The sequence below is a fragment of the Halalkalicoccus paucihalophilus genome (assembly GCF_001593955.1).
GTDB classification, from domain to species: Archaea; Halobacteriota; Halobacteria; order Halobacteriales; family Halalkalicoccaceae; genus Halalkalicoccus; species Halalkalicoccus paucihalophilus.
Map to the genome: position 1 here is coordinate 420,925 of NZ_LTAZ01000004.1, position 25,265 is coordinate 446,189.

28 protein-coding genes are annotated in these 25,265 nt (G+C 65.3%); 17 read left to right on the forward strand and 11 right to left on the reverse strand.

Annotation, left to right across the window (positions count from 1 at the left end; all coding sequences use genetic code 11):
* Positions 1 to 210: 210 nt before the first annotated feature.
* The 3 genes from HAPAU_RS23265 to HAPAU_RS07325 all read left to right on the forward strand — a co-directional run bounded on the left by HAPAU_RS23265 (position 211) and on the right by HAPAU_RS07325 (position 4,480).
* Complete coding sequence (locus HAPAU_RS23265; protein ID WP_449267234.1) at positions 211 to 357, forward strand: hypothetical protein; 147 nt, start codon at positions 211 to 213, stop codon at positions 355 to 357.
* 108 nt (positions 358 to 465) lie between these two features.
* Positions 466 to 3,123 carry a heavy metal translocating P-type ATPase gene (locus HAPAU_RS07320; RefSeq protein WP_066381138.1) on the forward strand — a complete coding sequence of 886 codons (2,658 nt, stop codon included), beginning with the start codon at positions 466 to 468 and terminating at the stop codon, positions 3,121 to 3,123.
* Positions 3,124 to 3,574: 451 nt separating this feature from the next.
* Positions 3,575 to 4,480: a DMT family transporter gene (locus HAPAU_RS07325; RefSeq protein WP_211263540.1), complete on the forward strand. Its 906-nt coding sequence runs from the start codon at positions 3,575 to 3,577 to the stop codon at positions 4,478 to 4,480.
* A 32-nt stretch (positions 4,481 to 4,512) separates the two neighbouring features.
* On the opposite strand, the gene HAPAU_RS07330 is transcribed toward HAPAU_RS07325, so the two are convergent.
* Positions 4,513 to 4,938: an EamA family transporter gene (locus HAPAU_RS07330; protein ID WP_066381955.1), complete on the reverse strand. Its 426-nt coding sequence runs from the start codon at positions 4,936 to 4,938 to the stop codon at positions 4,513 to 4,515.
* A gap of 279 nt (positions 4,939 to 5,217) precedes the next feature.
* On the opposite strand from HAPAU_RS07330, the gene HAPAU_RS07335 reads away from it, so the two are divergent.
* The 8 genes from HAPAU_RS07335 to HAPAU_RS07370 all read left to right on the forward strand — a co-directional run bounded on the left by HAPAU_RS07335 (position 5,218) and on the right by HAPAU_RS07370 (position 13,611).
* Positions 5,218 to 6,066, forward strand: coding sequence for an aldo/keto reductase (locus tag HAPAU_RS07335; RefSeq protein WP_066381140.1), 849 nt, complete (start codon positions 5,218 to 5,220; stop codon positions 6,064 to 6,066).
* A 40-nt stretch (positions 6,067 to 6,106) separates the two neighbouring features.
* Complete coding sequence (locus tag HAPAU_RS07340; protein ID WP_066381145.1) at positions 6,107 to 6,514, forward strand: DUF7124 domain-containing protein; 408 nt, start codon at positions 6,107 to 6,109, stop codon at positions 6,512 to 6,514.
* A 39-nt stretch (positions 6,515 to 6,553) separates the two neighbouring features.
* The gene (locus HAPAU_RS07345; RefSeq protein ID WP_066381147.1) at positions 6,554 to 7,396 is read left to right on the forward strand and encodes a hypothetical protein; all 843 of its coding nucleotides are present in this window, start codon (positions 6,554 to 6,556) and stop codon (positions 7,394 to 7,396) included.
* A gap of 41 nt (positions 7,397 to 7,437) precedes the next feature.
* On the forward strand, positions 7,438 to 7,965 hold the full coding sequence (locus tag HAPAU_RS07350; RefSeq protein ID WP_066381149.1) for a DUF5815 family protein: 528 nt from the start codon (positions 7,438 to 7,440) through the stop codon (positions 7,963 to 7,965).
* A gap of 41 nt (positions 7,966 to 8,006) precedes the next feature.
* Positions 8,007 to 9,242: a molybdopterin-dependent oxidoreductase gene (locus tag HAPAU_RS07355; protein WP_066381152.1), complete on the forward strand. Its 1,236-nt coding sequence runs from the start codon at positions 8,007 to 8,009 to the stop codon at positions 9,240 to 9,242.
* 79 nt (positions 9,243 to 9,321) lie between these two features.
* A complete protein-coding gene (carB, locus tag HAPAU_RS07360) occupies positions 9,322 to 12,459 on the forward strand; it encodes a carbamoyl-phosphate synthase large subunit (protein WP_066381154.1) in 3,138 nt (1,045 codons plus the stop codon).
* Positions 12,460 to 12,503: 44 nt separating this feature from the next.
* Positions 12,504 to 13,205, forward strand: a complete 702-nt coding sequence (locus tag HAPAU_RS07365) for an SDR family oxidoreductase (protein WP_066381156.1) — start codon at positions 12,504 to 12,506, stop codon at positions 13,203 to 13,205.
* Positions 13,206 to 13,323: 118 nt separating this feature from the next.
* Positions 13,324 to 13,611, forward strand: coding sequence for a hypothetical protein (locus tag HAPAU_RS07370; RefSeq protein WP_066381158.1), 288 nt, complete (start codon positions 13,324 to 13,326; stop codon positions 13,609 to 13,611).
* A 61-nt stretch (positions 13,612 to 13,672) separates the two neighbouring features.
* On the opposite strand, the gene carA is transcribed toward HAPAU_RS07370, so the two are convergent.
* Complete coding sequence (gene carA / locus HAPAU_RS07375) at positions 13,673 to 14,731, reverse strand: glutamine-hydrolyzing carbamoyl-phosphate synthase small subunit (protein WP_066381159.1); 1,059 nt, start codon at positions 14,729 to 14,731, stop codon at positions 13,673 to 13,675.
* 102 nt (positions 14,732 to 14,833) lie between these two features.
* On the opposite strand from carA, the gene HAPAU_RS07380 reads away from it, so the two are divergent.
* Positions 14,834 to 15,244, forward strand: coding sequence for an Lrp/AsnC family transcriptional regulator (locus HAPAU_RS07380; protein ID WP_066381160.1), 411 nt, complete (start codon positions 14,834 to 14,836; stop codon positions 15,242 to 15,244).
* A 4-nt stretch (positions 15,245 to 15,248) separates the two neighbouring features.
* Here the strand turns inward: HAPAU_RS07380 and HAPAU_RS07385 are convergent, their stop codons facing one another.
* Complete coding sequence (locus HAPAU_RS07385) at positions 15,249 to 15,941, reverse strand: CehA/McbA family metallohydrolase (protein WP_066381162.1); 693 nt, start codon at positions 15,939 to 15,941, stop codon at positions 15,249 to 15,251.
* A gap of 51 nt (positions 15,942 to 15,992) precedes the next feature.
* Between HAPAU_RS07385 and HAPAU_RS07390 the strand changes: the two genes are divergently transcribed.
* Both HAPAU_RS07390 and HAPAU_RS07395 read left to right on the forward strand, forming a co-directional pair.
* Positions 15,993 to 16,919: a diacylglycerol/lipid kinase family protein gene (locus tag HAPAU_RS07390; protein WP_066381164.1), complete on the forward strand. Its 927-nt coding sequence runs from the start codon at positions 15,993 to 15,995 to the stop codon at positions 16,917 to 16,919.
* Between the two features lie 22 nt (positions 16,920 to 16,941).
* On the forward strand, positions 16,942 to 17,508 hold the full coding sequence (locus HAPAU_RS07395; RefSeq protein ID WP_066381166.1) for an NUDIX hydrolase: 567 nt from the start codon (positions 16,942 to 16,944) through the stop codon (positions 17,506 to 17,508).
* Positions 17,509 to 17,603: 95 nt separating this feature from the next.
* Here HAPAU_RS07395 and HAPAU_RS07400 read toward each other — a convergent pair whose 3' ends face one another.
* Positions 17,604 to 18,170: a dihydrofolate reductase family protein gene (locus HAPAU_RS07400; RefSeq protein WP_066381168.1), complete on the reverse strand. Its 567-nt coding sequence runs from the start codon at positions 18,168 to 18,170 to the stop codon at positions 17,604 to 17,606.
* A 189-nt stretch (positions 18,171 to 18,359) separates the two neighbouring features.
* Here HAPAU_RS07400 and HAPAU_RS07405 point away from each other — a divergent pair, with 189 nt between their 5' ends.
* A complete protein-coding gene (locus tag HAPAU_RS07405) occupies positions 18,360 to 19,022 on the forward strand; it encodes an MBL fold metallo-hydrolase (RefSeq protein ID WP_066381170.1) in 663 nt (220 codons plus the stop codon).
* A gap of 38 nt (positions 19,023 to 19,060) precedes the next feature.
* The gene (locus HAPAU_RS07410; RefSeq protein WP_066381172.1) at positions 19,061 to 19,291 is read left to right on the forward strand and encodes a hypothetical protein; all 231 of its coding nucleotides are present in this window, start codon (positions 19,061 to 19,063) and stop codon (positions 19,289 to 19,291) included.
* Here HAPAU_RS07410 and HAPAU_RS07415 read toward each other — a convergent pair.
* Positions 19,288 to 19,533: a hypothetical protein gene (locus HAPAU_RS07415; RefSeq protein WP_066381174.1), complete on the reverse strand. Its 246-nt coding sequence runs from the start codon at positions 19,531 to 19,533 to the stop codon at positions 19,288 to 19,290. The genes HAPAU_RS07410 and HAPAU_RS07415 overlap by 4 nt on opposite strands.
* A 3-nt stretch (positions 19,534 to 19,536) precedes the next feature.
* Positions 19,537 to 20,562 carry a zinc-binding dehydrogenase gene (locus HAPAU_RS07420; RefSeq protein WP_066381176.1) on the reverse strand — a complete coding sequence of 342 codons (1,026 nt, stop codon included), beginning with the start codon at positions 20,560 to 20,562 and terminating at the stop codon, positions 19,537 to 19,539.
* 75 nt (positions 20,563 to 20,637) lie between these two features.
* On the opposite strand from HAPAU_RS07420, the gene HAPAU_RS07425 reads away from it, so the two are divergent.
* A complete protein-coding gene (locus HAPAU_RS07425; protein WP_066381178.1) occupies positions 20,638 to 21,252 on the forward strand; it encodes a MogA/MoaB family molybdenum cofactor biosynthesis protein in 615 nt (204 codons plus the stop codon).
* Positions 21,253 to 21,258: 6 nt separating this feature from the next.
* On the opposite strand, the gene HAPAU_RS07430 is transcribed toward HAPAU_RS07425, so the two are convergent.
* The 5 genes from HAPAU_RS07430 to HAPAU_RS07450 form a co-directional block, all read right to left on the reverse strand.
* Positions 21,259 to 21,582, reverse strand: a complete 324-nt coding sequence (locus HAPAU_RS07430; protein WP_066381180.1) for a cupin domain-containing protein — start codon at positions 21,580 to 21,582, stop codon at positions 21,259 to 21,261.
* Between the two features lie 41 nt (positions 21,583 to 21,623).
* On the reverse strand, positions 21,624 to 21,938 hold the full coding sequence (locus HAPAU_RS07435) for a DUF7126 family protein (RefSeq protein WP_066381181.1): 315 nt from the start codon (positions 21,936 to 21,938) through the stop codon (positions 21,624 to 21,626).
* Positions 21,935 to 22,852 (reverse strand): glutamine-hydrolyzing GMP synthase, encoded by a 918-nt coding sequence (gene guaA, locus HAPAU_RS07440; protein WP_066381182.1) that lies wholly within the window; start codon positions 22,850 to 22,852, stop codon positions 21,935 to 21,937. The genes HAPAU_RS07435 and guaA overlap by 4 nt, the downstream gene beginning before the upstream one ends.
* Positions 22,852 to 24,495 carry a CTP synthase gene (locus tag HAPAU_RS07445; protein WP_066381186.1) on the reverse strand — a complete coding sequence of 548 codons (1,644 nt, stop codon included), beginning with the start codon at positions 24,493 to 24,495 and terminating at the stop codon, positions 22,852 to 22,854. Before HAPAU_RS07445 ends, guaA begins: the two co-directional genes overlap by 1 nt.
* Positions 24,496 to 24,637: 142 nt before the next feature.
* Positions 24,638 to 25,228 (reverse strand): alpha/beta hydrolase, encoded by a 591-nt coding sequence (locus HAPAU_RS07450; protein WP_066381189.1) that lies wholly within the window; start codon positions 25,226 to 25,228, stop codon positions 24,638 to 24,640.
* Positions 25,229 to 25,265: the final 37 nt, after the last annotated feature.

A 25,265-nucleotide genomic window follows, 5' to 3' on the forward strand; every position in this document is an offset into this window, starting at 1 on the left:
ATCCTTCCCCGGCTGACAATCGCTTAATTGAGACGGGGATAGTTGTGCCTCTGACAACCGGTCCCTACCGGCAGACTAGTATAGGGTCACAGATATATAGATCCGTGGTACACTCCTCACCCAGTTATACCATCTAGATTCGCAACTCGGGAGTCCGACTCGTGAAGTCGGACTGTGGTGTCTCAGGCACCGTCAAAGAGTTACAGCGCTGTGCGTGCCGCTCGGCAAGCGGCGCGAACTCGGCGCGGCGAGGGGACAACGACCCGCATCGGCGGGGAGTTGTACCAGTTCTGTTGTCCGTCGTGTGAGTCCCGATTGGCGGAACGATACGAGCAGCTTCAGCCGGGATACGATTGATTCGAGGGTGCGTTCGCCAGACTGGTTTGAATTCGAAACTTTAGACGCTTTGTCACCGAACATTTGAAAGGGGAAACCGATTGAACGAGGGGCCCGTATGAGTATCTAATGAATCAGCGCCGAAGCCAAATCGACATCCAGGGGATGAGCTGCGCGAACTGTTCGCAGACCATCGCCGACGCCGTCACGTCCCTAGACGGCGTCTCGAACGCGAACATCAATTTCGCGACCGACGAGGGGAGTGTCGAGTACGACCCGGACGAGATCTCACTCGCTCGGATCTTCGACGCCATCGAGGAGGCTGGATACACGCCAATCACGGGTTCGGTGACGATCGGCATTACGGACATGTCGTGTGCGAACTGCTCGGACACGGTGCAGGACGCACTCGAGCGGACGCAGGGCGTCGTCACGGCGGACGTGAACTTCGCGGCCGACGAGGCACAGGTCACGTACAACCCGGCCGAGGCGAGCCGCACGGACTTCTACGACGCCATCGAGGACGCGGGTTACTCGCCCGTCCGCGAGGACGCTGAAACCGAGGACGGGTCGGAAGGAGATGCCCGAGAGGCCGCCCGGCAAGACGAGATCAGACGACAGTTGCGCCTGACGCTGTTCGGCGCCGTACTGTCCCTGCCCCTGCTGGTGTTCATGGCCGATCACCTGCTGGCGCTCAGGCTCGTCGGAGACGAGCTCTTCGGCCTTCCGTCCGGATGGATCGCGTTCGCGCTGGCGACGCCCGTCCAGCTGGTGCTCGGCAAGCCGTTCTACAGGAACTCCTACAAGGCGCTCGTCAAGAACGGCCGTGCCAACATGGACGTGCTGATCGCGCTGGGCTCGACCACCGCGTACGTCTACTCCGTGGCGGTCTTGCTCGGGATGATCGCTGGTGGGCTGTACTTCGACACGGCGGCGTTCATCCTCGTGTTCATCACGCTCGGCAACTACCTCGAGGCCCGCTCGAAGGGCCAGGCCGGCGAGGCGCTCCGGAAGCTCCTCGAGATGGAGGCAGACACCGCTACCGTCATTGACGACCATGGAAACGAAAAGGAAGTTCCGCTCGAAGACGTCGAGGTCGGCGACCGGATGAAGGTCCGCCCCGGCGAACAGATTCCGACGGACGGCATCGTCGCCGACGGGCAGAGCGCGGTCGACGAGTCGATGGTCACTGGCGAGTCCGTCCCCGTCGAGAAGAGCGAGGGCGACGAAGTCGTCGGTTCCACGATCAACGAGAACGGCGTCCTCGTCATCGAAGCGACGAAGGTCGGGAAGAACACGGCCCTCCAGCAGATCGTTCAAACGGTGAAGGAAGCGCAGTCGCGCCAGCCCGACATCCAGAACCTCGCCGACCGCATCTCGGCGTACTTCGTGCCCGCAGTCATCCTGAATGCCCTGCTGTGGGGCGTCGTCTGGTACCTGTTCCCCGCGGTCCTCGCCGGGGTCGTCAACGGGCTCCCACTGTGGGGCCTCGTTGCGGGCGGTCCCGTCGCCGCCGGCGGGGTCTCGGTCTTCGAGTTCGCGATCATCGTGTTCGCATCCGCCGTGTTGATCGCCTGTCCCTGTGCGCTGGGATTGGCGACGCCCGCTGCGACGATGGTCGGGACGACCCTTGGTGCACAGAACGGCGTCCTGTTCAAGGGCGGCGACGTCCTTGAGCGCGCGAAAGACATCGACACCGTTGTCTTCGACAAGACAGGGACGCTCACGAAAGGCGAAATGGAACTGACCGACGTGGTCGTCTTCAATGGCGACGGCCAGCCCGTCGCGGACGGCGGGGATCCCGCTACCGATGGGGGCCAGCTAATTGCACAGGAGCGCCTCAGCGAGGACGACGTGCTTCGACTCGCGGCCACCGCCGAGAGCGGGAGCGAACACCCGCTCGCCCGGGCCATCGTCAACGGGGCCGAAGACCGCGGTCTCGACGTGACCGACCCCGACGACTTCGAGAACGTCCCCGGACACGGTATCGAAGCGACTGTCGGTGACGACGAGGTGCTGGTCGGCAATCGGAAGCTCCTCCGTGACAACGGGATCGACCCTTCGCCAGCTCAGGAGACGATGGAACGCCTCGAGAACGAGGGGAAGACGGCGATGCTGGTCGCATTGCGCGGTTCGGAGCGGAGCGAGAACCGCGATGCGAGCGGCGGTTCGCCGCGAGCAGAGGGTGAACTCGTCGGCGTGGTCGCCGATGCCGATACGATCAAAGAGAGTGCGAAGGACGCCGTGAGCCAACTGCAAGAGCGCGGCGTCGACGTGATGATGATCACGGGCGACAACGAGCGGACGGCCCGTGCTGTCGCCGAGCAGGTCGGGATTGACCCCGAGAACGTCCACGCGGAGGTCCTCCCCGAGGACAAGTCCGATGCCGTCGAGGCCATCCAAGACGGGGGGCGCAAGGCGATGATGGTGGGCGACGGCGTCAACGACGCGCCAGCGCTCGCCGTCGCCTACGTCGGGACTGCCATCGGCTCGGGCACGGACGTGGCCATCGAGGCGGCGGACGTCACGCTGATGCGCGACGACCCGCTCGACGTGGTGAAGGCCATCCGTATCTCGGACGCGACGCTCAAAAAGATCAAGCAGAACCTCGTGTGGGCGCTCGGGTACAACACGGCGATGATCCCGCTGGCGTCGATGGGTCTACTCCAGCCCGTGCTCGCCGCTGGTGCGATGGCGTTCTCTAGCGTGTCGGTGCTGTCGAACAGCCTGCTGTTCCGCCGGTACACCCCCGACCACGATTACGAGTTGCTCGGTCGACTCCGCTGAACGTCACCCGCTCGACCGATGTCCAACATTTCCCGCCAAACGCTGCACGCGTATCTCGTTGAGACGGCCAGCACTGAGCCGACGTACCCGCGCTTGTGAGATCGCCAGTGGTCTAAACGCACCACCGAAAGCTGCCGCCCAGTATCTCAGCCAGTCGAGGAGGAACTCAGCGGCGTGTCGCTCGAAGAGTACGACGTGGCGACTGGATGTGAGCGAGTCGTGAGCCAGCGGACGTGTAGAAACCGCGCTCCCCGACACCGGCACACGTGAATGGTGGCTGTTGTATCTCTTCGCCCCGGTCGTGCTCGTCGGTTTGGCGATTCTCGCGTTTCCGACGCTCGTCTACGGCCGATTTATCTGGCAGTATCTCTGGGGCCCAGTCGGCCCATCGACGCTACAGGTGTCAACGACCGGGCCTGCTTTTATGACTCCTCCTTTCGAGTATTCGGTCGTGGATCCGACCCAGCGCCGCGATCTCGCGCTGTTCGTCGCCCTTTCGTTGATGGGGGGTGGAGCGTTTCCTGCCGTCGAGACAGCCCTCTCCTACATGCCTCCGTTGCTAATCGCGGCGTTCCGGTTTGACCTCGCCGGGGTGTTTCTATTGGGGTACGCCATCATGACCACCGATAGCTGGCGGCCATCCACTCGCGGTGATCTGCTCGCTATCGTGGGTGGTGGGGCGCTGTTTTTCCCGTTCGGACAGGGCATCTGGTACATCGGTCAGGCGCTCACTACGAGCGCCCTCTCCGGATTGATGGCCAGCCTCATCCCGCTGTTGACCGCTGCTTGGTCGTGGGTGCTCATCCCCGAAGACCGGGTGACGAGGGAGAGCCTCGTGGGGCTCGGTATCGGGTTCGTGGGTGTACTCCTCACCTTAGTGCCCGGAGCCACCTCGCTCGTCAACCAGGGCGCCGTCGGTAAACTGGTGATATTCGTTTCGGCAATCGGAACCGCGCTGGGAAGTGTCCTGATCCGACGGGCAGAGAACGGTATCTCTACCCCTGCAGTGACCGCATGGTCGATGCTTCTCGGCGCCGGACTGATGCACGCGTTCAGTCCAGTCATTGGCGAGTCGCCGGCGGACGTGACAGTAAACGCCACGGTCGTACTCGCCCTCGGGTATCTGACGGTGGCCTCGACCGCGCTCGCATACGTCATCTACTTCATCCTCATCGACCGGCGATCTGCCGTGGAGACCAACCTGATCCACTATCTCTTCCCGGTCGTGGCGATCGTAGCGGGGTACGTGCTGTTCGGCGAGGCGCTCCCGTCGTTAGCACTCGTGGGCTTCGTATTGATTGCAGCGGGGTTCGGTGTTCTGAAACGACGAACGATCGTCGCCGAACTCGTCAACTGATCGTCCCTCTGGGCGAAGTGCGAGCGGCTTGTTTATTGAGCCACGAGGACGACAGCGACACCTGCGAGCAGGAGCCCTGCGACTCTCGTCGTGGTGATCTCGTCTCCGAGCGCAACCATCCCGATGAACGCTGCGACGACGAAATACATGGCTCCGAGGGTCGAAACGACCGTCGTTGATCCCTGTGAGAGACCGACGTACATCGAGACGAAGCCGATTCCGGCGAACAGTCCAGCCACGCCAGCGAGCGCCCCGCCCCGTGGCGTGATGGCCAGCGAGGCACCTGACACGAGAACGAACCCGACTGCAAGGAAGGTTGCGACGAGATACGATATGGCGGCAGCCGTCGTCGGGTCGATGGATTCCGAGGCAGCGTTCCCTATGACGATCCAGATCCCCCACGAAACCATCGTCAGCGATCCGAATGCCACGGCCGGACCTATCTCAGGGACTCCCATCGGTGCGTACATCCTTCCCCTGTAACGATAAAGGACTCTGTTTGTAGCAATTCTGATCGAGGCAGAGGACGCAATCGCCAGTGACTGACTCGTGCCCTGTGTTCAACACGACTCTCGCGGTATCACCGGTATCTGATAGACCACTTAACGTTCCGTTCGCAGCGATACATACCAGTTCGCTGGATCAGCCCATATCGGAACGACGAAATCACGTTACGACTACTGGTAAGCCCGCTTCAAGCCGCACACCGAAGTCCCCGGGGCCCGTGTTCCGAGGCGATGGTAGAAAACGAGAGCGACACGTTCGACATCGGCGGCGAGTTGACCGTCCACCGACTCGGATTCGGCGCGATGCGGATCACCGGCGAGGAGATCATCGGCCCGCCCGAGGACGAGGAGGTGGCTCGGGAGGTCCTCGAACGCGCCCGCGAGATCGGTGTCGATTTCGTGGACACGGCCGATTCCTACGGTCCCGCAGTCAGCGAGCGTCTGATCGGCGAGACTTACGGACCGGACTACGAAGACGTCGTCGTCGCCACCAAGGGCGGGCTCTGGCGCACGCTGGACGGGAGTTGGCCGCCCTGTGGCGACCCCGAGTACCTCCAGAACGCCCTGATGGGGAGTCTGGATCGCCTCGGCGTCGACTCGATCGACCTCTATCAGTTCCACCGGCCCGACCCCGAGGTGCCCTTCGAGGAGTCGGTCCAGCAGCTAGCGGAGTTCAAGGATCGAGGGCTGATCGAGCACGTCGGCGTGAGCAACGTCTCGGTCGAACAGTTGGAGACCGCATGCGACATCGTCGAGGTCGCGACCGTCCAGAACGAGTTCAACGTCGGCGACCGGAGCGACGAGGATGTACTCGAAGCGTGTGAGTACGCCGGGGTCGGCTTCATCCCGTGGTCGCCCATCGGCTCGGGCGACGACGACTTCGGGGACAAGGCCGACGTCGTCGCGGAGATCGCCGAGGCCCACGACGCGAGCGACTCGCAGATCGCGCTGGCGTGGCTGCTCCAGCGTTCGCCGGTGACGCTGCCGATCCCGGGAACCTCGAGCGTCGACCATCTGGAGGAGAACGTCGCGGCCTCGGGGATCGAACTCTCCGAGGACGAGATGAACAGGCTAGAGTAGGAAGCGGTACCGTTTTCGGTCGCCCCGGCGGAGTACGGGTATGAACGGGGACGCCGACATGACCCTCGCGTTCGACCTGGCGGCCTTACAGGAACTGGCCGAACCTGACCGCGTGTTCACCGACGCCCGGCAGTGGACCGAGTACGTCGGGGTCGTCAGCGAGAAGCCGACCTACGTCGTGACGAACTTCACGCGCAAACACCGGATCCGACAGGACTTCTTCTCGGGCCCGCGCGGACGCGAGGAGAGTCTGGAGAGCGTTCGCGAGCAGTTCGACACCGACCGGCACGTCTTCGTCGGCACGGGCGATGACGACCGCGAACTCGCAGAGCGCGTCGGCTGGGAGTACCTGCCCGTCGAGGACGCCGCCGATGCGGCGGGCTGGGATCTCGCGGCCGACGCCCCCGAACCGGAACCCACGGAGGACGAACGGGACGACTGGCCCTGAACCGGGCAGGTTTATTGTATCGACGAGGAAGCGACTAGTATGGAACTCGACGTTTCGCGGGCCCTGAAAGAAGGGCTCGGCCGACTGGCGAGTCGCAATGGCCTCGCCTTCGTCGTCGCCTTCGCGCTGATCGCGGTCGTCGGAAACGTCGCCCTCGACAGCGCGACGGTCGCGCTCGAAGCCCTCACCGCAGAGTTGGCCGCCGAGACGGGCCAGCCTCCGCCGACTACCCTGCCCGAAGGGGCGACGCCGCTCGCTCTCGATCTCCCCGGCGCGGTCATTACCCTCCTCCTTCTGATCTGGCTGCTCGCGTGGGCCGCGACGAGCGTCCTCGCCGTGCGCGTCATGGCGAGCGAGCACACGAGCGGGATCCCCGACGACCTGCTCTCGCGACGGCTGGCGTTCGCGACGGTCAACGAGGTCTTCGCCCGGATCGTGGTCCTCACGCTCATCACCATCGGGTTCGTCGCCCTCGTTCTCCCGGGGATCTTCCTCGCGATCTGTTTCTACTTCGTCCGGCCGCTGATCGCCATCGAGGACCGCAACGCGATCGACTCGATGATCGAGAGCTGGCGGCTCTCGCGTGGCGATCGGGTCGCGATCCTCGGGGTACTGCTCGGCGCGGTCGTCGTCTACGTCGCGATCTCGCTGGCAGGCTCGCTCGGCGCGCTTGCCCTCTCGGCGCTTCCCGTCGCGGGAGCGATGGTCTCGGTCGTCGGGACCGTCGTCTCGATCGCCTTTGCGGCGGTCGCGAACGTCTTCTGGCTCGCCGCCTCGGCCCGAGCGTTCGTCCAGCTTCGCGAGCCGGCCGATCCTGAACCGGAGACCACGGACTTCGAGCCGGATGACAAGTGGGACGACCCCGCCGGCGTCGAGTGGTAGGAAACGCGCCCTTTAACCGATTGACGAGGTAAGAAAGAGCGATGGCAACGCCCCGGGTTCCCGGCGACGAGGCGATCGAACTCCCCTGTGGCGAGTCGGTCTCGCTCGCCCAGTTGGACATGGGGATGCGCGAGTACGCCTGTTCCTGCGGGGAGCGCCACGCCGTCGTGATGGACGTCCACCCTCCATCCAGATTCGTCCCCGAGGCGATCGTCGAGGTGCTCAGAGAGACCGTCGAGACCGAAGACGAGTTCGGGGAGTTCGGCACGCCCCACGTCATGGGGATCGTCCTAGAGGAGTTCCCCGAGGAGGTCGTCGCCGAGGACGTCTCGGAGAACGGCCAGGTGGGCTACTCGATGCTCTGGCTGACGGATTTCGATTCTCGAAGACTCCACGTCATTGTCGTCGAGTTGCTGGTCGAGCTGATGGATCATGCGATCAGCCACAGCGAGGACGACGAGGCCGCCACCTCGTTCGAGGAGCAGATGCTCGAGTTCGACGTCGAGGCGTTCGTCGACGACTATCGAAAGGCTCGCGAGTTCGAGAGCGAATACGACCGGCCGGCCTGAGGCGGGACAAACGGTTTGTGGCCGAACGTTCATTTGGATGTATGGCTACCATCGACCGCTCGCGGGAACGCCGCGAGGAGATCGAGGCGATCCTCGAACGGAAACCCGGCGTCCGCGAGGTCCGCGACGAGGCCGACCGCTACACCGTCGTCGGGGCCGCGAGCCGGGGAACGTATGCGAACTGGTTGACGCCCGTCGAGGAGCACTTCGTCTGTCATCGCAACGCGATCCCCGAGATCGAGGACGACTCGTGGACCGTCTCCTTTTCGGGCGGTCTCGACGGCGAGGCTTCCGTGGCCGAGCTCACTGAGCGCTTCCCGACGGTCGCGGTCGCCCACACGATGGAGTGTGCGGGAAACGGTCGCGGACAGCACGACCCCGAGACCGCAAGCGTTCAGTGGGGCTTCGAGGCCGCCGCCACTGCCGTCTGGACGGGCGTTCCCCTCAGTTCGGTGCTACGCGCCTATGCCGAGGACCTCCCCGAATCGGGCTGGCTGACCGCGATCGGCGGTGACCCCGGCGAGGAGGGCGTCTTCGCCCGGTCGATCCCCCTCGAGAAGGCGACCGACGAGTGTATCCTCGCCGTGGGTGTCAACGGGCAACCCATCCCCGCCGAACACGGCTATCCCGTCCGGCTTCTCGTCCCCGGTTGGTACGGCGTCAACAGCGTGAAATGGCTCGACGAGCTCCGTCTGGCCGATTCGATGGTGACGGAGGGTGCTCTCGACAGGCCGGGGAGTCACGCGAGATGGCAACAGGAGGACTACCGGATCCACCCCGCGGGCGAGAGTCCCGAGCCGATGGCGACCGTCGAGACGTTCGACACGTGGGACCAACTGCGCTCCGAAGAAATCGATCACCCCTACACGTTCGACCAGCATGTCATGTCGCTGATCGGCGCGCCCGACGGCGAGGAACCGGTCCGCGCGGGCTCGGTCGACGTCTGCGGGGTCGCGTGGGCGGGCGACGATTCGGTCGAGAAGGTAGAAGTCTCGTTCGACGGCGGGGACAGTTGGACGGAAGCCGAGCGCTTCGGTCCCGACTATGCGGGCGCGTGGCGGCTCTTTCGGACCTCGTGGGAGGCGACGCCGGGGGCCCACACGCTCGTCTCGCGGGCGAGCGACGACCGGGGCCGAACCCAGCCCGCAACGATCGGCACGCCCGAGGAAGGCTTTGGGGCCCTCGATTCGGGCCGGTATCCCTGGAACGAGGGCGGCTACGCCGCGAACGCCTTTCTGCCGAACGCCGTCGAGGTCGAAGTCGAACCCTCGGAGTAGGCTTCGAATCTCGAAATTCGGCTTCGCTTTTCACAACGTATCGTTTCTCTTATTACGATGTGCGAACTGGGTTCGGGTGATGACCGACGAGGACACGGTCGACGGGGAGCAACGGACGATCCTTCTCATCGGGAGCGGCCCGATTCAGATCGGACAGGCCGCCGAGTTCGACTACTCGGGCGCGCAGGCCTGCCGAGCACTACAGGAGGAGGGCGTCCGAGTCGTCCTCGTCAACTCGAACCCCGCGACGATCATGACCGACCCCGAGATGGCCGACAAAGTATACATCGAACCCATCACCACTGGAGCCATCGGGGAGATAATCAGGAAAGAACAGCCCGACGGCGTGATCGCGGGGCTGGGCGGCCAGACCGGATTGAACGTCACCGCCGAGCTCGCGGAAGAGGGCATCCTCGAGGAACACGACGTCGAGATCATGGGCACGCCCCTCGATACCATCTACGCGACCGAGGACCGCGACCAGTTCCGCCACCGGATGGAGCAGTTGGGACAGCCGATGCCCCGCTCGCGGACCATCGAGTCCGTCGGCGAGGTCGAGGACGCCGTCGAGGCCGTCGGCGGCCTGCCCGTGATCATGCGTACGACCTACACGCTCGGTGGGAGCGGATCGGGCGTCGTCGAGGAAATGGACGAGCTAAAGGAGTCCGTTCGCAAGGGGCTTCGCCTCTCCCGGAACGGCGAGGTGCTGATCACGGAGTCCATTTCGGGTTGGGTCGAACTCGAGTACGAGGTAATGAGAGACGCCGACGACTCGTGTATCATCATCTGCAACATGGAGAACATCGACCCGATGGGCATCCACACCGGCGAGTCCACCGTGGTCACGCCCTCGCAGGTGATCCCGGACGACGGCCACCAGGAGATGCGTTCGGCCGCGTTGGAGGTCATTCGGGACTTGGGCATCCAGGGCGGCTGTAACATCCAGTTCGCCTGGCGCGACGACGGCACGCCCGGCGGCGAGTACCGCGTCGTGGAGGTCAACCCACGGGTCTCTCGCTCGTCGGCGCTGGCGTCGAAGGCGACGGGCTACCCGATCGCGCGCGTGACCGCGAAGGTCGCGCTGGGCAAACGGCTCCACGAGATCGACAACGAGATCACCGGCGAGACCACCGCCGCCTTCGAGCCCGCGATCGACTACGTCGTGACGAAGGTCCCGCGCTGGCCCAAGGACAAGTTCGACGAGGTCGACTTCGAACTCGGCACCGCGATGAAGAGTACGGGAGAAGCGATGTCAATCGGGCGGACCTTCGAGGAGTCGCTGTTGAAGGCGCTTCGTTCCACCGAATACGACCCCAACGTCGAGTGGGACGACCTCTCGGACGAGGAACTCGAACGGGACTACCTCGAGACGCCCTCGCCGGATCGCCACTACGGGATGTTCGAGGCCTTCTCGCGGGGCTACTCGGTCGAGGAAGTGTGCGAGCTCACCGGCATTCAGGAGTGGTACACGGAGCGCTACGAGAACGTCGCCGAGGCGGCCGACGCCGCTCAGAACGGCGACTTCGCGGGTGCGGCTGAGATCGGCTTTACGAACGCACAGGTCGCCGCGGGGATCGACGCCAGCGAGGCCTCGACGATCCCACAGGCCGACGGCGGCGCGATCGACGCAGTCGAGGCGAGTGCGCCCGAGCGGGACTTCAAACAGGTCGACACCTGCGCCGGCGAGTTCGCCGCCTCGACGCCGTACTACTACTCCGCACGCGCCCGCGGCGACCGGCTGGGTCGCGACGAGGTGCAGGTCGATACCGACGTCGAGAGCGTCGTGATCGTCGGGGGTGGCCCCATCCGCATCGGGCAGGGCGTCGAGTTCGACTACTGTACGGTTCACGCCGTCCAGGCGCTCCGCGAGAACGGCATCGAGGCCCACGTTGTTAACAACAACCCCGAAACCGTTTCGACGGACTACGACACCTCCGACGGGCTCTTTTTCGAACCCATCACCGCAGAGGAGGTCGCGGACGTGATCGAGGCCACGGGTGCCGACGGCGCGATGATCCAGTTCGGCGGCCAGACCTCCGTCGACATCGGCGAACCGCTGGAGCAGGAGATCGAGCGTCGTGGGCTGGACTGTGAGATCATGGGTACGGCCGTCGACGCGATGGACCTCGCGGAGGATCGCGACCGGTTCAACGGACTCATGGACGAACTGGGCATCGCCCAACCCGAGGGCGGCACTGCCACGAGCGAGGCCGAGGCGCTCGATCTCGCCCACGAGATCGGCTATCCCGTGCTCGTTCGCCCCTCCTACGTGCTGGGCGGGCGGGCGATGGAGGTCGTCGATTCCGACGCGGAACTCACGGAGTACATCGAGGAGGCGGTGCGGGTTGCCCCCGACAAGCCGATCCTCGTCGACAAGTTCCTCGAAGGCGGCGTCGAACTCGACGTCGACGCCGTTTCCGACGGCGAGCGCGTGCTGATCGGCGGGATCATGGAGCACGTCGAAAGCGCCGGCGTCCACTCGGGGGATTCGGCGTGTATGATCCCGCCGCGCTGGCTCGAGGCCGACGCGATGGGGCGCATCCGCGAGGTGACCGAACAGATCGCCCGCGCGCTCGACACGGTAGGACTGCTCAACGTCCAACTCGCTGTCTACAAGGGAGACGTCTACGTCTTGGAGGCCAATCCGCGTTCCTCGCGTACCGTTCCCTTCGTCTCGAAAGCTACCGGAGTCCCGATCGCGAAGGTCGCCGCACAGGTGATGGCCGGGTCGAGCCTCGACGATCTCGATGTGCACGAGGGGATTCCCGAACAGACCAGCGTCAAGGAGGTCGTTCTGCCGTTCGACCGCCTGCCCGGTTCCGACCCGCGACTCGGCCCCGAGATGAAATCGACCGGGGAAGTCATGGGCACCGCTGACTCCTTCGGCAAGGCCTACTGGAAGGCCCAGCAGGCCGCCGGGGCCGTCCTGCCGCGGGGTGGAACCGCCGTGATCGACCTCGACGTCGACGGGTTCGAGGAGTTCTACGAGGTCAAGGAGTTCGACGACGTGCCGGAGGCGATCCGCGAGGGCAAGGTCGATCTCGTGATCACGCGGGACCGTGAGTCGCTCCACACCGCCGTCGAGGAGGACGTCACCTACTACTCGACGGCCCCGAGCGTGCAGGCGGCCCTCGAGGCGCTCCGTGCGCGCGACGATCCCCTCGACGTGCGGGCGGTCTCCGATCGCCCCGTGCGCGAGGCCGAGTGGGGCCGGTAACTGCCGGGTAAACCTTCAACCCGCTCGGGCCTCTCAGTCGAGCCATGGCTATCGAAACCGTCCTGGTAGCGGGCGCGAGCGGGAAGACGGGTCGCGAGGTCCTGAACCTCCTTCGGAACACCGACCTCCACGTGCGCGCGATGACGCGCGACCCGGCGAACGTCGGTCGACTGGAGCGCCTGGGAGCCGACGAGGTGATCGTCGGGAACCTCCTGCATCTGGCCGACGCCGACCGGGCGGTGCGTGACGTCGACGCCGTGTTCTGTGCCGTGGGGACGACACCCGGGCTCGACGCGCTTTTCGGCGAGTTCGTCGACGGCGAGGGCGTGATCAACCTCGTCGACGCCGCGAGCGAGGAGGGCGTCGAACACTTCGTCTTCGAGTCCTCGCTTGGCGTCGGCGACGCGAAGGCGGGGCTACCGCTTCCCGCTCGGCTCCTCATCGGGCCGATCCTGCGGGCGAAAGACGACTCCGAGAGCCACCTCCGGGAGTCGGGGCTGACGTATACGATCCTCCGGCCCGGCGGGCTGACGAACGGCCCGCCGACCGGCGAGGTCGTCGTCGGGGAGGGCGGCGATTCGGTCTCGGGGCGGATCCCGCGGGCCGACGTCGCCCGCCTCATGATCGCTGCACCCTTCACGCCCGACGCGGAGGATCGCACCCTCGAGGTCGTGAGCCACGAGGGGCTCAGGGGCACGCCCCGAAACACGGTTCGGATGACGTGGACCGAACCGAGCGCGGTCTAGAATCCGACCGGACGACCGTCGCTAAAACACCGGACCCCCGTTCTCGATTCGGGAGGCGTTCCGCTTCGGGCGCTCTCCCGGCCGAAGGGTTAATAGCCCGTTTTGCGCACCGTCCAGTGTGGCGTTCGGACTGACAACTGGTGGCGGGAATCTAGTCGTCGGTGGCGTCCTCCTCGTCGTCGGATACCTCGTCAAACACCGCCACTGGACGTGGCTCATCAGTGAGACGACTGCCCTCGTATCACAGGACGATAGAACCGCTCCCCTCGTCGGGAGTCTCGTTGGAGACCTCTCTGTGACCATCGGAGGGGTACTCGTGCTCGTCGATTCCTCTCAGATCTCGGTGTTCTGGGGGACCTGCCCGACTGGATACTCCTGGCGCTCCTCGCGGCGACCACCGTTCTGATCGCCCCTCGGCTGGGGTGTCGCCCACGACTCGACGAACGATACCACCCCTGCCGGAAGCCCTAATCGGCGGTCGCGACCGGCCTGTCGACCAGTTCGAGGACCCTGTCGAAGAAATCCAGCGAGTCGTGGGGCCCGGGGTTGGCCTCGGGGTGATACTGGCGGGTGAGGACGCCCAACTCGTCGCTGTCGAGTCCCTCGGGCGTGTCGTCGTTGACGTTGACCTGCGTCACGTCGAGATCACCGGGTTCCGAGACGGTGTAACCGTGGTTCTGCGTCGTCATCACCACCCGTCCGGAGCGCAGATCCCTGACTGGTTGGTTGACGCCGCGATGGCCGAAGACCATCTTCTCGGTCTCGCCGCCGAGTGCCCGGGCGACGACCTGCTGGCCGAGACAGATCCCCGCGATCGGCAGGTCGCCGACGAACTCCTCGACCAACTCTTGGGCGGCCCCGAAGTTCGCTGGATCGCCCGGCCCGTTCGAGATGAAGAGCACGTCGGGATCCAGCTCGCGGATCTCCGCGGGTGTCGTGTCGTAGGGCAGGACGTGGACGTCCGCGCCCCGGTCGGTCAGCGAGGAGGTGATCGACCCCTTCGCGCCACAGTCGATCAGCGCGACGTCGTACTCGCCCTCACCCTCGACGACGTAGCGCTCGTCGACACTGACCTGCGCGCCGATATCAGTGTGCTCGCTCATCCCCTTGCAGGCGTCGAGTTCCGCGAGTGCGTCCTCGGGCGTGACCTCGGGACCGGCAGCGATCCCACACTTCATCGCCCCCTCGTCGCGGATCTCGGTGACCAAATCGCGCGTGTCGATGTGGTCGATCGCGGGGACTCCTTCCGCCGTGAGCCACTCGGCGACGTCGTCGGTCAGTTCGAGCGCGACGGCCGCGGTGGGGTGGATCCGGTCGGATTCGAATCGCTCGTCTCGAACGCCGTAGTTCCCGATCAGGGGATAGGAGAAGGTCAACACCTGTTCCTCGTAGGAGGGGTCGGTCAGGCTCTCCTCGTAGCCCGTATACGCGGTCGTGAAGACTAGCTCCCCTCGGGCCGTCCCCGGTGCACGCGCGCGCGCTTCCAGAACACGACCCCCCTCGAGTGCCAGGTAGGCGTCCGACATTACGAGAAGCGTATGAACAGACCGGGTATAAACCTTGCTTTCGAAGCGAAGTTACGAATTTCGTAACGATAAAGCGGCCGGGCGACTAAGCCGAAGACCTCAATGGACGAGTTGGATCGGGAGATCCTCGACGTGCTCCGACGCGACGCGCGAATCCCCTACACCGAAATCGCCGATAGCGTGGGCACCAGCGAGGGGACGGTCAGAAACCGGGTCGACCGGATGCTCGAGACGGGCGTTATCGAGCGCTTTACTGTCGCCACGCGAACGGGAAACATCAAGGCGATGATCGAACTGGGCGTCGACGTCGCGGTCGACACCACCGGGGTCGCCAGGCGACTGGCCGAGTGGGATCCTGTGGACTTCGTCTGGCAGGTCAGCGGCGAGGCGGACGTCGTCCTGATCGTCGACGCCGCCGACACGACCGGCGTCAACGACCTCATCACGCGTGCCCGGGACATGGACGAGATCGTCAGTACCACGACACGGCTGATCCTCGACGAGCAGCGCTAGCCCGCTAGCTCTCCGGCGGCGTCCCGATCCCCGGTGTGGTCTCCGTGAGCTGGCCCTTGCGTTCGTGGACCTGCTGATAGCCCCGCCGAAGGAGGCGGGCGAACGGTCCGCCCGCGACCTCGGGTTCGACGCGACCCCGCCGGATCGCCTCGACGACCGACTCGGGGGTCGGATCGGCGTCGATCCGTGTGTAGGCGCGACCGACCTCGAAGGGGTAGTGGGCGTCGCTGCCGCCGACCAGCGGTATCCCCCGTTCTTCCGCGAGCTCACGGACCAGCGGCCACGTCCGGGGGTGTTTGCCGTTGCACTCGATGGCGTCGAAGGCGATGTCGGTCTCGCGGATCGTGCTGTTGCGAAACGGGTGGGCGATGATCGCCACGCAGTCCCGGTCGTGAGCCAATTCGACCGCCTCCTCGGGCGTGAGTTCCCCCTTTTTCGTCCGGGTCGGCGGGTCCGAGCCGAGGACGACGACGTGGCCCTCCGTCGTCGAGATCTCGATTCCCGGTATCGAGAGAAACCCGTCGAGAGCGCTGCCTAGCGGCCGGTAGTAGTCATGGTTCGTTAGGGCGACCCCGTCGAGTCCGCGACGCTTGGCGAACGCGGCGAGTGCGGCGTGGCCATACGGGTCGAATCGATGGGCCAGACGGTCGTGGCCGTGGAAGAACCGCGTATGGGTGTGGAGATCGAGCGAGAGCATATCCCCCCTGAGTGTCGCCAGCCCTTTGCGCTTGCGTCTCGACGATCGGGTATGGCCGGAGACGAAGACGACTGCGTCGTCGTGGTAAATCCCGAAAGCGGCGGACCCGACGACGACATCTCGGAAATCCGTGAACTGGCGACCGAGTACGGGTTCGACCTCGCGGTCTCCGAGGAGGCGGGCGAACCCGTCTCGCTGACGCGCGAGGCCATCGAGGCGGGCACGACCCGGATCGGGGCCTGTGGCGGCGACGGAACGGTAAACGAGGTCGTCCGCGGGATCGACGAGGCCGACGCCCTCGGTTCGACGACCCTCGGAGTAATCCCCGCCGGCACGGGCAACAACTTCGCGGGCAACATGGGCGTCGAGAGCGTCGAACACGGCTTCTCACTGCTCGCCGACGGAGACACCCGCCGGATCGATCTGGGTGTCGCCGGCGACGAACTGTTCGTCAACTCCTGTGTCTGCGGGCTGACCGCCGACGCCAGCGAGAGCACGTCCTCGGAGCTGAAGGGCCGGTTCGGCGAACTCGCGTACGTCTTCAACACCATCAACCGAATGCGCGATTTCGAGGCGATCCCGCTGCACGTCCACGCCGAGGAAGAAGACGAGATCTGGGACGGCGACGCGATGTTCGTCCTGATCGGTAATGCCCGACGGTTCCCCGCGGGCGGACAGGAGCAGGCCAACGTCGAGGACGGCCTATTCGAGGTGACGATCATCGAGGACGTCTCGACGGGCCAGTTGGTCCGCGAAACTGCAACCCGGCGTCTGCTCGGTGGCGAGGTGAGCGCCATTCATCGGATGACCGCCTCCTCACTGACCGTCGAGGTCAGGGACGGACGGTCGGTATCGTTCAGTTTCGACGGCGAGATCTCCCAGTTCGATCGCCTCTCGTGTCGGGTTCGCCCGCAAACCCTCGCTGTTCGCGTCGGCAACGGCTACGACCCGGTTCCGCCCGAACCGAAGGGTGTTTGACCCCACTCGCTGATATCGGGGTATGAGCGTTCAGGACACCGCGGGCGAGGAGACCCACGAGAACGCCCGCCAGAACGTCGTCGCGGTCGATTCCGATGATGTAGAACAGGGCGTCGTCAACCGCCTCGAAGCCCACACCGGCGACGGGGTCCGTCATCGGGCGTTTACGGCGCTCGTGTTCGATCACGACGGGCGGATCCTGCTGGCCCAGCGAAGCCCCGGAAAACGCCTCTGGGACACCTACTGGGACGGTACCGTCGCCTCCCATCCCGTCGAGGGCCAGACCCAGGAGGAGGCTACCGAGGAACGACTCGCCGACGAACTCGGCGTTCAGCCTGGTCAGTACACCGACCTCCGGTTGACCGACAAGTTCGAGTACAAACGCTACTACCCCAACGAGGGCCTCGAATGGGAGGTCTGCTCGGTGCTGAAATGCACGCTCGACGATACGGCGCTCGACCCCGACGAGGACGAGGTCGCCGGCCTGCTGTGGGTGCCCTACGAGCGCCTGTACGACAACCCGAAGTGGTACCGCCAACTCCGCCTGTGTCCGTGGTTCGAGATCGCGATGCGCCGTGACTTCGAATAACGACTGACGGCCGTTATCCAAATCCTTTCCGAGAAACACGACTGGCGAGCAGCGCAGGGGGAACGGAGGCGTTGGGGCGTCCCATCATTCAGTTCTCAGCGGACCGTTTGCACCTCGTAGGTCAGAACCGCGAAGGCGTCCCCCTGTTTCTCCACGTCGACCAGCTTCAGGGGCGGATCGGTGATCCGGCGCGGCAGGAGCGGCGCGCCGGAAGCGAGCGTGACGGGAGCGACGCTGAGGACGATCTCGTCCAGCAGCCCGACGTCGTGGAACTGTCCGGCGAGGTCGCCGCCACCGACGAGCCAGACGTTCCCCCCATTCGCGGCCTTCACCATATCCGCGTACACGGGTGCGACGTCCCCCTGTACGAAGCGGATGTCCGCACCCGCGACGGCCGGTAACTCCCGAGTGCTGAACACCCACGCCGGAACGTCATACGGCCACTCTTCCGGGTTCTCCAGTAGAGCTTCGTGCTCGATGAGCCACTCATAGGTCGTCGAGCCCATGGCCAAGGCGCCCACCTGGTCAACGAATCGGGCGTGGTCATCGCTCACGCCCTCGATCTCCTCGACTTCGCCGAACTGAAAGAGCCATTCGAGGGAGTCGTCCTCGTCCGCCAGATACCCGTCGACGCTCGTTGCCGTGTAGTATTGGGTCTTCACGTTCGATCGCTGCCTAAGACGCGTTCCGACGCGATAAGCTCGTGTGAATACCCGAAGACGGCTACGATCTTCCACCGGTTCGTCCCCCTGGGTCTGTGCCCCGTATTACGGCTTCCGAAACCTCACTCATCGGATATTTCGACGGGGTCACTGAGGGGATTTTTTGTCTCCGGCGCGAGAAGCGGGTGTATGGAACTCGCCAGTCGCGTCTATCGCCTCGTCGACGGTCCCTCGAACGTCTATCTCGTCGATGATGGCGATCTCACGCTGGTCGACGCCGGGGTCCCGAGCGACGCGAAGGCGATCCGCGAGGGGATCCGAGCGCTTGGCCACGCCGTCGTCGACGTGGACCGCGTTTTGCTTACTCACTACGACTACGACCACGTCGGGGCGCTGGCCTCGCTCGGACTGAACGCGCCGATCCACGCGGGCGAACCCGACGCGACCTACGTGACGGGGGCGGCGAAACCGCCGCTGTTCGACAAGAAGGGCCTCACCCAGCGCGTTCTGGGACGGAACCTCGATCTCCCCGACCTCACCTCGGTTCCGGTGACCGACGGCGAGGTGATCGGCGGGTTTCGAGCGTATCACACGCCGGGCCACACGATGGGTCATATGGTCTACCTCCACGAGGAACTGGATATCGCCTTCCTCGGGGACTGCGTGCGCGAGTCCGAGAGCACTCTCCAGCCCATGACCGGCTGGCTGTGTGCGGACGCCGAGCGAAACCACGAGAGCATCAAAGACCTGTCGGAGCGAACCCCGACTTTCGACTACGGCGCGCCGGGCCACGGTGAACCCATTACCGCGGGCGCGAGCGCCGTCCTTCGACGGGTTGCGGCCGGACTGTAGGCCGAACCCTTATTTCGTCGGCTCCGCTCTGACTGGACATGGGACTTCAGTACTACGACCTCGTATTGCTGGGTATCGCCGGAAGCGTCGTCCTCGGGCGGCTGATCGGCGCGTTCACGGCCGTCGGGATCGTTCCTGCCGTAATCGCCACCTCCGCGCTCGCCGCGGGGTTGATGGCCCACGCGATGTTCGTCCGCGGGCCCGTCGACCGGATCGAGGATCTCTCAAACGAGGTCGAGCGGGTCGGTCCCGTGGACCTCTCGAACTAGCGCGTCGTCGACCAGACGGCCACGAATCCCAACAGCACGGCCGGAAGCAGGGGAAGTACGAGATACGCGACGAAGAAGGGCACCGCCTCGGGCGGGTGAAAGAGGATGACCGCGGGCGCGACGAGGAACGCGAAGACGATCACGCCGACGAGCGTCCAGCCCCGCCAGTCGAACTCCCGCTCGTCGGGGCTGGTCGTCCGCTCGACCCCCGGTTCGTAGACGTACCCCCGATCATCGCTCATTACCTACAGTTCACTGTCCGGAACCACAACTACCTTTCCGAATCCCTCGCGCTCCTCGATGATCTCGTGGGCGCGGGCGGCCTCGCTCATCGGCAGCGTCTCCCGGATTTTGGGCTCGAAGGTACCGTCCCACACCAGCGAGAGGGCCGTTTCCGCCTGCTCGGGGGTGGCCATCGTCGAGCCGATCACCGAGAGCTGGTTCCAGAACATCCGGTTGAGCCCGGCGTCCGGATTGGGGCCCGTGGTCGCCCCGCAGGTAACGATCCGTCCGCCCTTCGCGAGGCTTTTCAAGGACTCGTCCCACGTCGCCTCGCCGATGTGATCGACCACCATGTCGACGCCTCGCCCGTCGGTCAGCGACTTGATCTCGCTGCCGAACTCCGCCTCGGCGTAGTTGATCGTCTCGTCGGCGCCGATCCCCTCCGCGTACTCCAACTTTTCGTCCGAACTTGCCGTCGCATATACCGTCGCGCCCGCGTGGGCGGCGACCTGCACTGCGGCGTGACCCACGCCTCCCGAGGCCCCCAGTACCAGAACGTCCTCGCCGGCCTGAAGCTCGCCGCGTTCGATCAGCATGCGCCACGCCGTCTGGAAGACCAGCGGAGCCGCGGCGGCCGTCTCCCATTCCACGTGCTCGGGAACCGAAACGAGGTTTGCCTCGGGGATCGCGGCGTACTCGCTGTGGACTCCCCTCACATGCTCGCCGATGATGTGGAATCGGAGGTCGAGCGTCGGGTCGTCCATGCGTTCGTCACCGACGCCCGCAAGCAGGGCGACGCGGTCGCCCTCCTCGAATCGGGTGACGTCCTCCCCGATTTCGCTCACGACGCCCGCACAGTCGCTTCCGGGGACGTGGGGCATCTCGAGATCGATTCCGGGTAGGCCCTTTCGCGTCCAGATGTCCAGATGGTTCAGCGCGCCGGCTTTCACGTCGACGAGCACCTCGTCGCTCTCGATTTCGGGGTCGGGGAACTCGCCGTACTCGATTACCTCCCGGTCGCCGTGTTCCGCGAACTGGACTGCGTCCATACGCGTGGGCATGGCTACCGTGCCCAAAACTGTACTGGTGGCGGCCTTTTAGACGGTGGCGCGAGAAGGCCGACTATGGCCGAGGAAACACGACACGACGACCGCAAGAACGAACACGACCACCACGAGGAAGGCGGAGAGCACGATCACGATCACGGCCAACGGGATCACGACCACCACGTCCACGATGCAGAGGAGATCTCGGCGGGCGTCGTGACGGTGTCGTCCTCGCGCGGATCCGGCGAGGACCCTTCGGGTGACGCGATAATCGAGATCCTCGAAGACCACGGCATCGAACTGACCCACCGCGAACTCATCCCCGACGAGTTCGACAAGGTCCAGCAGACGGTGGACAACCTCACGGATCGCGACGACGTGACCCTCATCGTCACGACCGGCGGCACGGGCGTCACCCCCGACGACGTGACCGTCGAGGCCGTCGAGCCGCTACTGAGCAAGACGCTTCCCGGCTTCGGCGAACTGTTTCGACGGCTCTCCTACGAGGAGGTCGACACCCACGTCGTCGCCACGCGGGCGATCGCCGGAATCGCGGACGGCGTCCCCGTCTTCTGTCTCCCCGGCAGCGAGAACGCCGTTCGGTTGGGAACCCGTGAGATCATCGTCGAGGAGGCCTCGCATCTGGTCGGCCTCGCCGCCCGCGACCTCGATGCGGACGAAAACGAGGGGTGACTCGCCCTACGATGGCAGCGGACAGAGGCTCGCGGTGAAGACCACGACTTCGTCGGTGTCGTTTCGCGCGCCGTGGGCGATCCCGCGCTCGTGGAGGACGACACCCGGTGCGGCGGTCGCCTCCTCTTCGTCCTCCTGAAGCACGGTCACGGTCCCTTCGAGGACGTGAAAGACGTTCGTCGAGTCGCCGTGTTCGTGCGCCGCCAGTTTCGCGCCCGGCCCGAGCGCGAACGCCTTGACCAGCACGTCGTCCTCTACCACCAGTTCCGTGCTTTCGACCTCGCCCTCGTCGGGATCGAGGCCGTGTTCCCCGTAGCGATCGAGTGTCATAGCCCCCCTTCGGCGGATCGTCACAAAAATACGGCGGTCGCTTACAGCTCCTGTGCGACCGCGTCGGGGCTCAGGAGGTCGGGGTCGACGATCAGATCCGCGAGCGGGCGGGCGAACTCCGGAAGCGAATCGGCGGCATACACGACGATCCGAAGGTCCTCGTTGAGTTCGCGCGCGACCGGGATGCCCGTCGCGTGAACCGTGTCGGTGATCGCAAAGACGTCCGCGGATTCGATGCCCGCGGATTCGAGCGCCTCGCGGTCGGCAAAGCCCTCGATTCGCTTCACGTCGAACCCCTCGGCTTCGAGCGCCTCGCCCAGTCCCTCGGCGTCCTCACCGGCGATGATGGCGTTCATTCGTACTCGATGGTCGCCGGCGGCTTGTGGGTCACGTCGTAGACGACGCGCGCGACGTTCTCGTTCTCGCCGGTGATGCGGCTCTGGATGCGCTGAAGCGTCTCCCAGTCGATCTCCTGGGCGCGGGCGGTCATGCCGTCCCGGCTCTCGACCGATCTGACCGAGACGACCCAGCCGTGAACTCGGTTGTCGCCCTTGACACCCGTGGCCTTGCCGATCACGGCCGCGAGCGCCTGCCACGGCTCGTACTCCTCTAACTCGTCCTCGACGACGTGACACGCCTCGCGGGCCACCTCTAGCTTCTCCTCCGTGACCTCGCCGATGACCCTAACTGCGAGTCCCGGACCCGGGAACGGCATGCGTTCTGCGACGAGTTCCTCGAGGCCGAGTTCGCGCGCGACCTCCCGGACCTCGTCCTTGTACAGATCACGGACGGGTTCGACGATCCCCTCGAAATCGATCCGCTCGGGGAGGCCGCCGACGTTGTGGTGGGACTTGATGCCGCCCTCGCTCTCGATCCGGTCGGGGTAGATCGTCCCCTGCACCAGATAATCGGCGTCGGCCTCGCGGGCCTCGCGTTCGAACTCGCGGATGAATTCCTCCCCTATTACCTCGCGCTTCTCCTCGGGGTCCGTCACGCCCGAGAGTGCCTCTAGAAAGCGCTCCTCGGCGTCGATCACTCGAAGCGACTCCATATACGAGAAGGTTTCACTCACTTGTTCGGTCTCGCCCTTTCTCATCAGCCCGGTGTCGACGTAGACGGGTGTGAGCTGGTCGCCGACGGCCTCGTAGGCCAGCGCGGCGGCCACGGAGGAGTCGACCCCGCCCGAGAGCGCGATCACGGCGTTGGCGTCGCCGATCTCCTCGCGGATCCCCGTTACCGCCTCGTCGATGAACTCCTCGGGGTTCACCATCAGACTTCGACCTCCTGACTGGTGCGTTCGAGGACGGCATCGACCAGCCCGATGAAGGGCGGGCTCGCCCGGCCGGGCCGCGAGCGGAACTCGGGGTGGAACTGCGTGCCGAGGAAGTAGGGGTGCGAATCGAGTTCGAGGATCTCCATACGGTTCCCGGCTCGTCCCGAGAAGGTGAGCCCTTCGCTTTCCAGACGCTCGATGTACTCGGGGTTCACTTCGTACCTGTGGCGGTGGCGCTCGGTACACGCGCTCGCGCCGCCGTAGACCTCGCTCGCGAGGGTTCCCGACTCGATATCGGTGTCGTGGGCACCGAGACGCATCGTCCCGCCCATGTCCTCGACCTCGTACTGCTCGGGGAGGATGTCGATTACGGGGTGGCGGGCATCGGGGTCGATCTCGGCCGAGTGAGCACCCTCGAGCCCGCAGACGTGCCGGGCGTAGTCGACGACCGCCATCTGGAATCCCAGACAGAGCCCGAGGAAGGGCACGTCGTTCTCACGGGCGTAGCGCACCGCCTCGATCTTCCCGCGCGTGCCACGCGATCCGAACCCGCCGGGCACGACGATCCCGTCGGCGTCCTCCAGTCGTTCCTGGTGGGCGGCGGCCATCTCGTCGGAATCGACCCACTGGATGTTGACCTCGACGTTCCGCTCGAGGCCGGCGTGTTTCAGCGCCTCGTGGATCGAGAGATACGCGTCCTCGAGGGCGTACTTGCCTACGAGCGCGACGTCGACCTCCTGGTCCGCCTCCTGCGTGACGAGTTCGCGCCACTCGTTTTCGCGCTCGCCTTCGGGGAGGGCCTCTCCGGTGAGGCCGAGCCGTTCCATGACGTACTCGTCGAGGCCCTCCTCTTCGACCATCAGGGGCACCTCGTAGATGTCCTCGACGTCGGGGTTAGAGAAGACGGCCTCGGTGGGAACGTCGCCGAACAGGGCGATCTTCTCCTTGGTTTCGGGCTCCAGACGGTCGTCACAACGCCCGACGACGATGTCGGGCTGGAGGCCGATCGAGCGCAGTTCCTTGACGCTGTGCTGGGTCGGCTTGGTCTTCTGCTCGCCGTTTTTCGAGTACGGCACCAGCGTCACGTGGGCGAAGAGGATGCCCTCGTCGTCCTCCTCGTGGGCGAACTGGCGCAACGCTTCGAGATAGGGCATCCCCTCGATGTCGCCGACGGTCCCGCCGACTTCGATGAGACAGACGTCAGTACCTTCGGCGGCCTCCCGAATGCGGCGTTTGATGTCGTCGGTGATGTGGGGGATGATCTGGACGGTCTTTCCCAGATAATCGCCGGCGCGTTCCTTTTCGATGACGTGCTGGTAGGTCTTGCCCGTCGTGACGTTGTGGTCGAACGTCATGTCGATGTCGAGGAACCGCTCGTAGTTCCCGAGGTCCAGATCGACCTCGCCGCCGTCTTTCAGCACGTAGACCTCCCCGTGCTGGTAGGGGTTCATGGTCCCGGCGTCGACGTTCAGATACGGGTCGATCTTCACCGCCGTCACCGAGAAGCCGGCGTTTTTCAGCAGGCGGCCGGTGCTCGCGGCGGTGATCCCCTTGCCGAGGCCGCTCATCACGCCCCCGGTCACGAAGATGAACTTGCGTCCGAGAGAAGGGTCGTACTCCGATTCGGGTTCGGTCGGCATACTGACCCTGTGCGAAGGGGATAAAAAACGATTTCGGAGGGGGGTCGCCGGGACACGCGTTGGCACGACCGGAACGGCCGCGGCGATTCGGCGCCCGAGGATCGATTCCGTCGGACTCCCGCGAATTCGTCGATCCCGAGGGCTACCTCCCAGATTCCGCGAAAAACGCCGCGACCGCTCCGGCGATCCTGTCGTGCTTGCCGAGGAAGAAGTGATCGGCCGACAGCTCCTCGATGTGCGCTCCCCGTCCTCTCGTGGCCGCCACAACCGGCTCCCACTCGGCGGTGTCGTCTCGCGTTCCGTAGACTACCTGCAGCGGACAGTCGAGCTCCGAAACGGCCCCGACCACGTCGAGATCGCCGCCGACCTGCGCTGCGGGCGCGAGCGCCGACACGCCGATCAGCGGTTCTTCGACCGAGGCTGCGGCGAGGATCGCCATCGCCCCGCCGAAACTGTAGCCGAACACCCCTACCGAATCGAACTCCCCGGCCGCCCACCGGATCGCGTTGCGGACGTCCTCGCGTTCGCCGTGGCCCTCGTCCCACTCGCCGTAGTCGAATCGGAAACAGGCGATCCCGCGCTCGACGAGGGCGTCGCTCACCGCCGTCAGTCTGGGGTCGCCCCGATGGCCGCGATGCTGGGGGTGGGGCGGGCAGGCGACGACGCACGCCTCCCCCGTCCCGTCGAGCGTCCCTCGGACATCACGGCTACCCGGAACGACCACGTCGGCCATACGCCCCGTTCGGCGGGGATATTTTTAAGCACTGGGC

What these genes read in the sequence shown, in the direction of transcription:
- HAPAU_RS07365 (WP_066381156.1), top strand. Translation starts at nt 12,504, where the DNA reads ATGGCTATCGAAACCGTCCTGGTAGCGGGCGCGAGCGGGAAGACGGGT.
- HAPAU_RS07405 (WP_066381170.1), top strand. Translation starts at nt 18,360, where the DNA reads ATGGAACTCGCCAGTCGCGTCTATCGCCTCGTCGACGGTCCCTCGAAC.
- carA (WP_066381159.1), bottom strand. Translation starts at nt 14,731, where the DNA reads ATGTCGGACGCCTACCTGGCACTCGAGGGGGGTCGTGTTCTGGAAGCG.
- HAPAU_RS07410 (WP_066381172.1), top strand. Translation starts at nt 19,061, where the DNA reads ATGGGACTTCAGTACTACGACCTCGTATTGCTGGGTATCGCCGGAAGC.
- HAPAU_RS07320 (WP_066381138.1), top strand. Translation starts at nt 466, where the DNA reads ATGAATCAGCGCCGAAGCCAAATCGACATCCAGGGGATGAGCTGCGCG.
- guaA (WP_066381182.1), bottom strand. Translation starts at nt 22,852, where the DNA reads ATGGTGAACCCCGAGGAGTTCATCGACGAGGCGGTAACGGGGATCCGC.
- HAPAU_RS07445 (WP_066381186.1), bottom strand. Translation starts at nt 24,495, where the DNA reads ATGCCGACCGAACCCGAATCGGAGTACGACCCTTCTCTCGGACGCAAG.
- HAPAU_RS07390 (WP_066381164.1), top strand. Translation starts at nt 15,993, where the DNA reads ATGGCCGGAGACGAAGACGACTGCGTCGTCGTGGTAAATCCCGAAAGC.
- HAPAU_RS07420 (WP_066381176.1), bottom strand. Translation starts at nt 20,562, where the DNA reads ATGGACGCAGTCCAGTTCGCGGAACACGGCGACCGGGAGGTAATCGAG.
- HAPAU_RS07355 (WP_066381152.1), top strand. Translation starts at nt 8,007, where the DNA reads ATGGCTACCATCGACCGCTCGCGGGAACGCCGCGAGGAGATCGAGGCG.
- HAPAU_RS07330 (WP_066381955.1), bottom strand. Translation starts at nt 4,938, where the DNA reads ATGGGAGTCCCTGAGATAGGTCCGGCCGTGGCATTCGGATCGCTGACG.
- HAPAU_RS07350 (WP_066381149.1), top strand. Translation starts at nt 7,438, where the DNA reads ATGGCAACGCCCCGGGTTCCCGGCGACGAGGCGATCGAACTCCCCTGT.
- HAPAU_RS07345 (WP_066381147.1), top strand. Translation starts at nt 6,554, where the DNA reads ATGGAACTCGACGTTTCGCGGGCCCTGAAAGAAGGGCTCGGCCGACTG.
- HAPAU_RS07335 (WP_066381140.1), top strand. Translation starts at nt 5,218, where the DNA reads ATGGTAGAAAACGAGAGCGACACGTTCGACATCGGCGGCGAGTTGACC.
- HAPAU_RS07450 (WP_066381189.1), bottom strand. Translation starts at nt 25,228, where the DNA reads ATGGCCGACGTGGTCGTTCCGGGTAGCCGTGATGTCCGAGGGACGCTC.
- carB (WP_066381154.1), top strand. Translation starts at nt 9,322, where the DNA reads ATGACCGACGAGGACACGGTCGACGGGGAGCAACGGACGATCCTTCTC.
- HAPAU_RS07430 (WP_066381180.1), bottom strand. Translation starts at nt 21,582, where the DNA reads ATGACACTCGATCGCTACGGGGAACACGGCCTCGATCCCGACGAGGGC.
- HAPAU_RS07395 (WP_066381166.1), top strand. Translation starts at nt 16,942, where the DNA reads ATGAGCGTTCAGGACACCGCGGGCGAGGAGACCCACGAGAACGCCCGC.
- HAPAU_RS07340 (WP_066381145.1), top strand. Translation starts at nt 6,107, where the DNA reads ATGAACGGGGACGCCGACATGACCCTCGCGTTCGACCTGGCGGCCTTA.
- HAPAU_RS07380 (WP_066381160.1), top strand. Translation starts at nt 14,834, where the DNA reads ATGGACGAGTTGGATCGGGAGATCCTCGACGTGCTCCGACGCGACGCG.
- HAPAU_RS07385 (WP_066381162.1), bottom strand. Translation starts at nt 15,941, where the DNA reads ATGCTCTCGCTCGATCTCCACACCCATACGCGGTTCTTCCACGGCCAC.
- HAPAU_RS07425 (WP_066381178.1), top strand. Translation starts at nt 20,638, where the DNA reads ATGGCCGAGGAAACACGACACGACGACCGCAAGAACGAACACGACCAC.
- HAPAU_RS07415 (WP_066381174.1), bottom strand. Translation starts at nt 19,533, where the DNA reads ATGAGCGATGATCGGGGGTACGTCTACGAACCGGGGGTCGAGCGGACG.
- HAPAU_RS07435 (WP_066381181.1), bottom strand. Translation starts at nt 21,938, where the DNA reads ATGAACGCCATCATCGCCGGTGAGGACGCCGAGGGACTGGGCGAGGCG.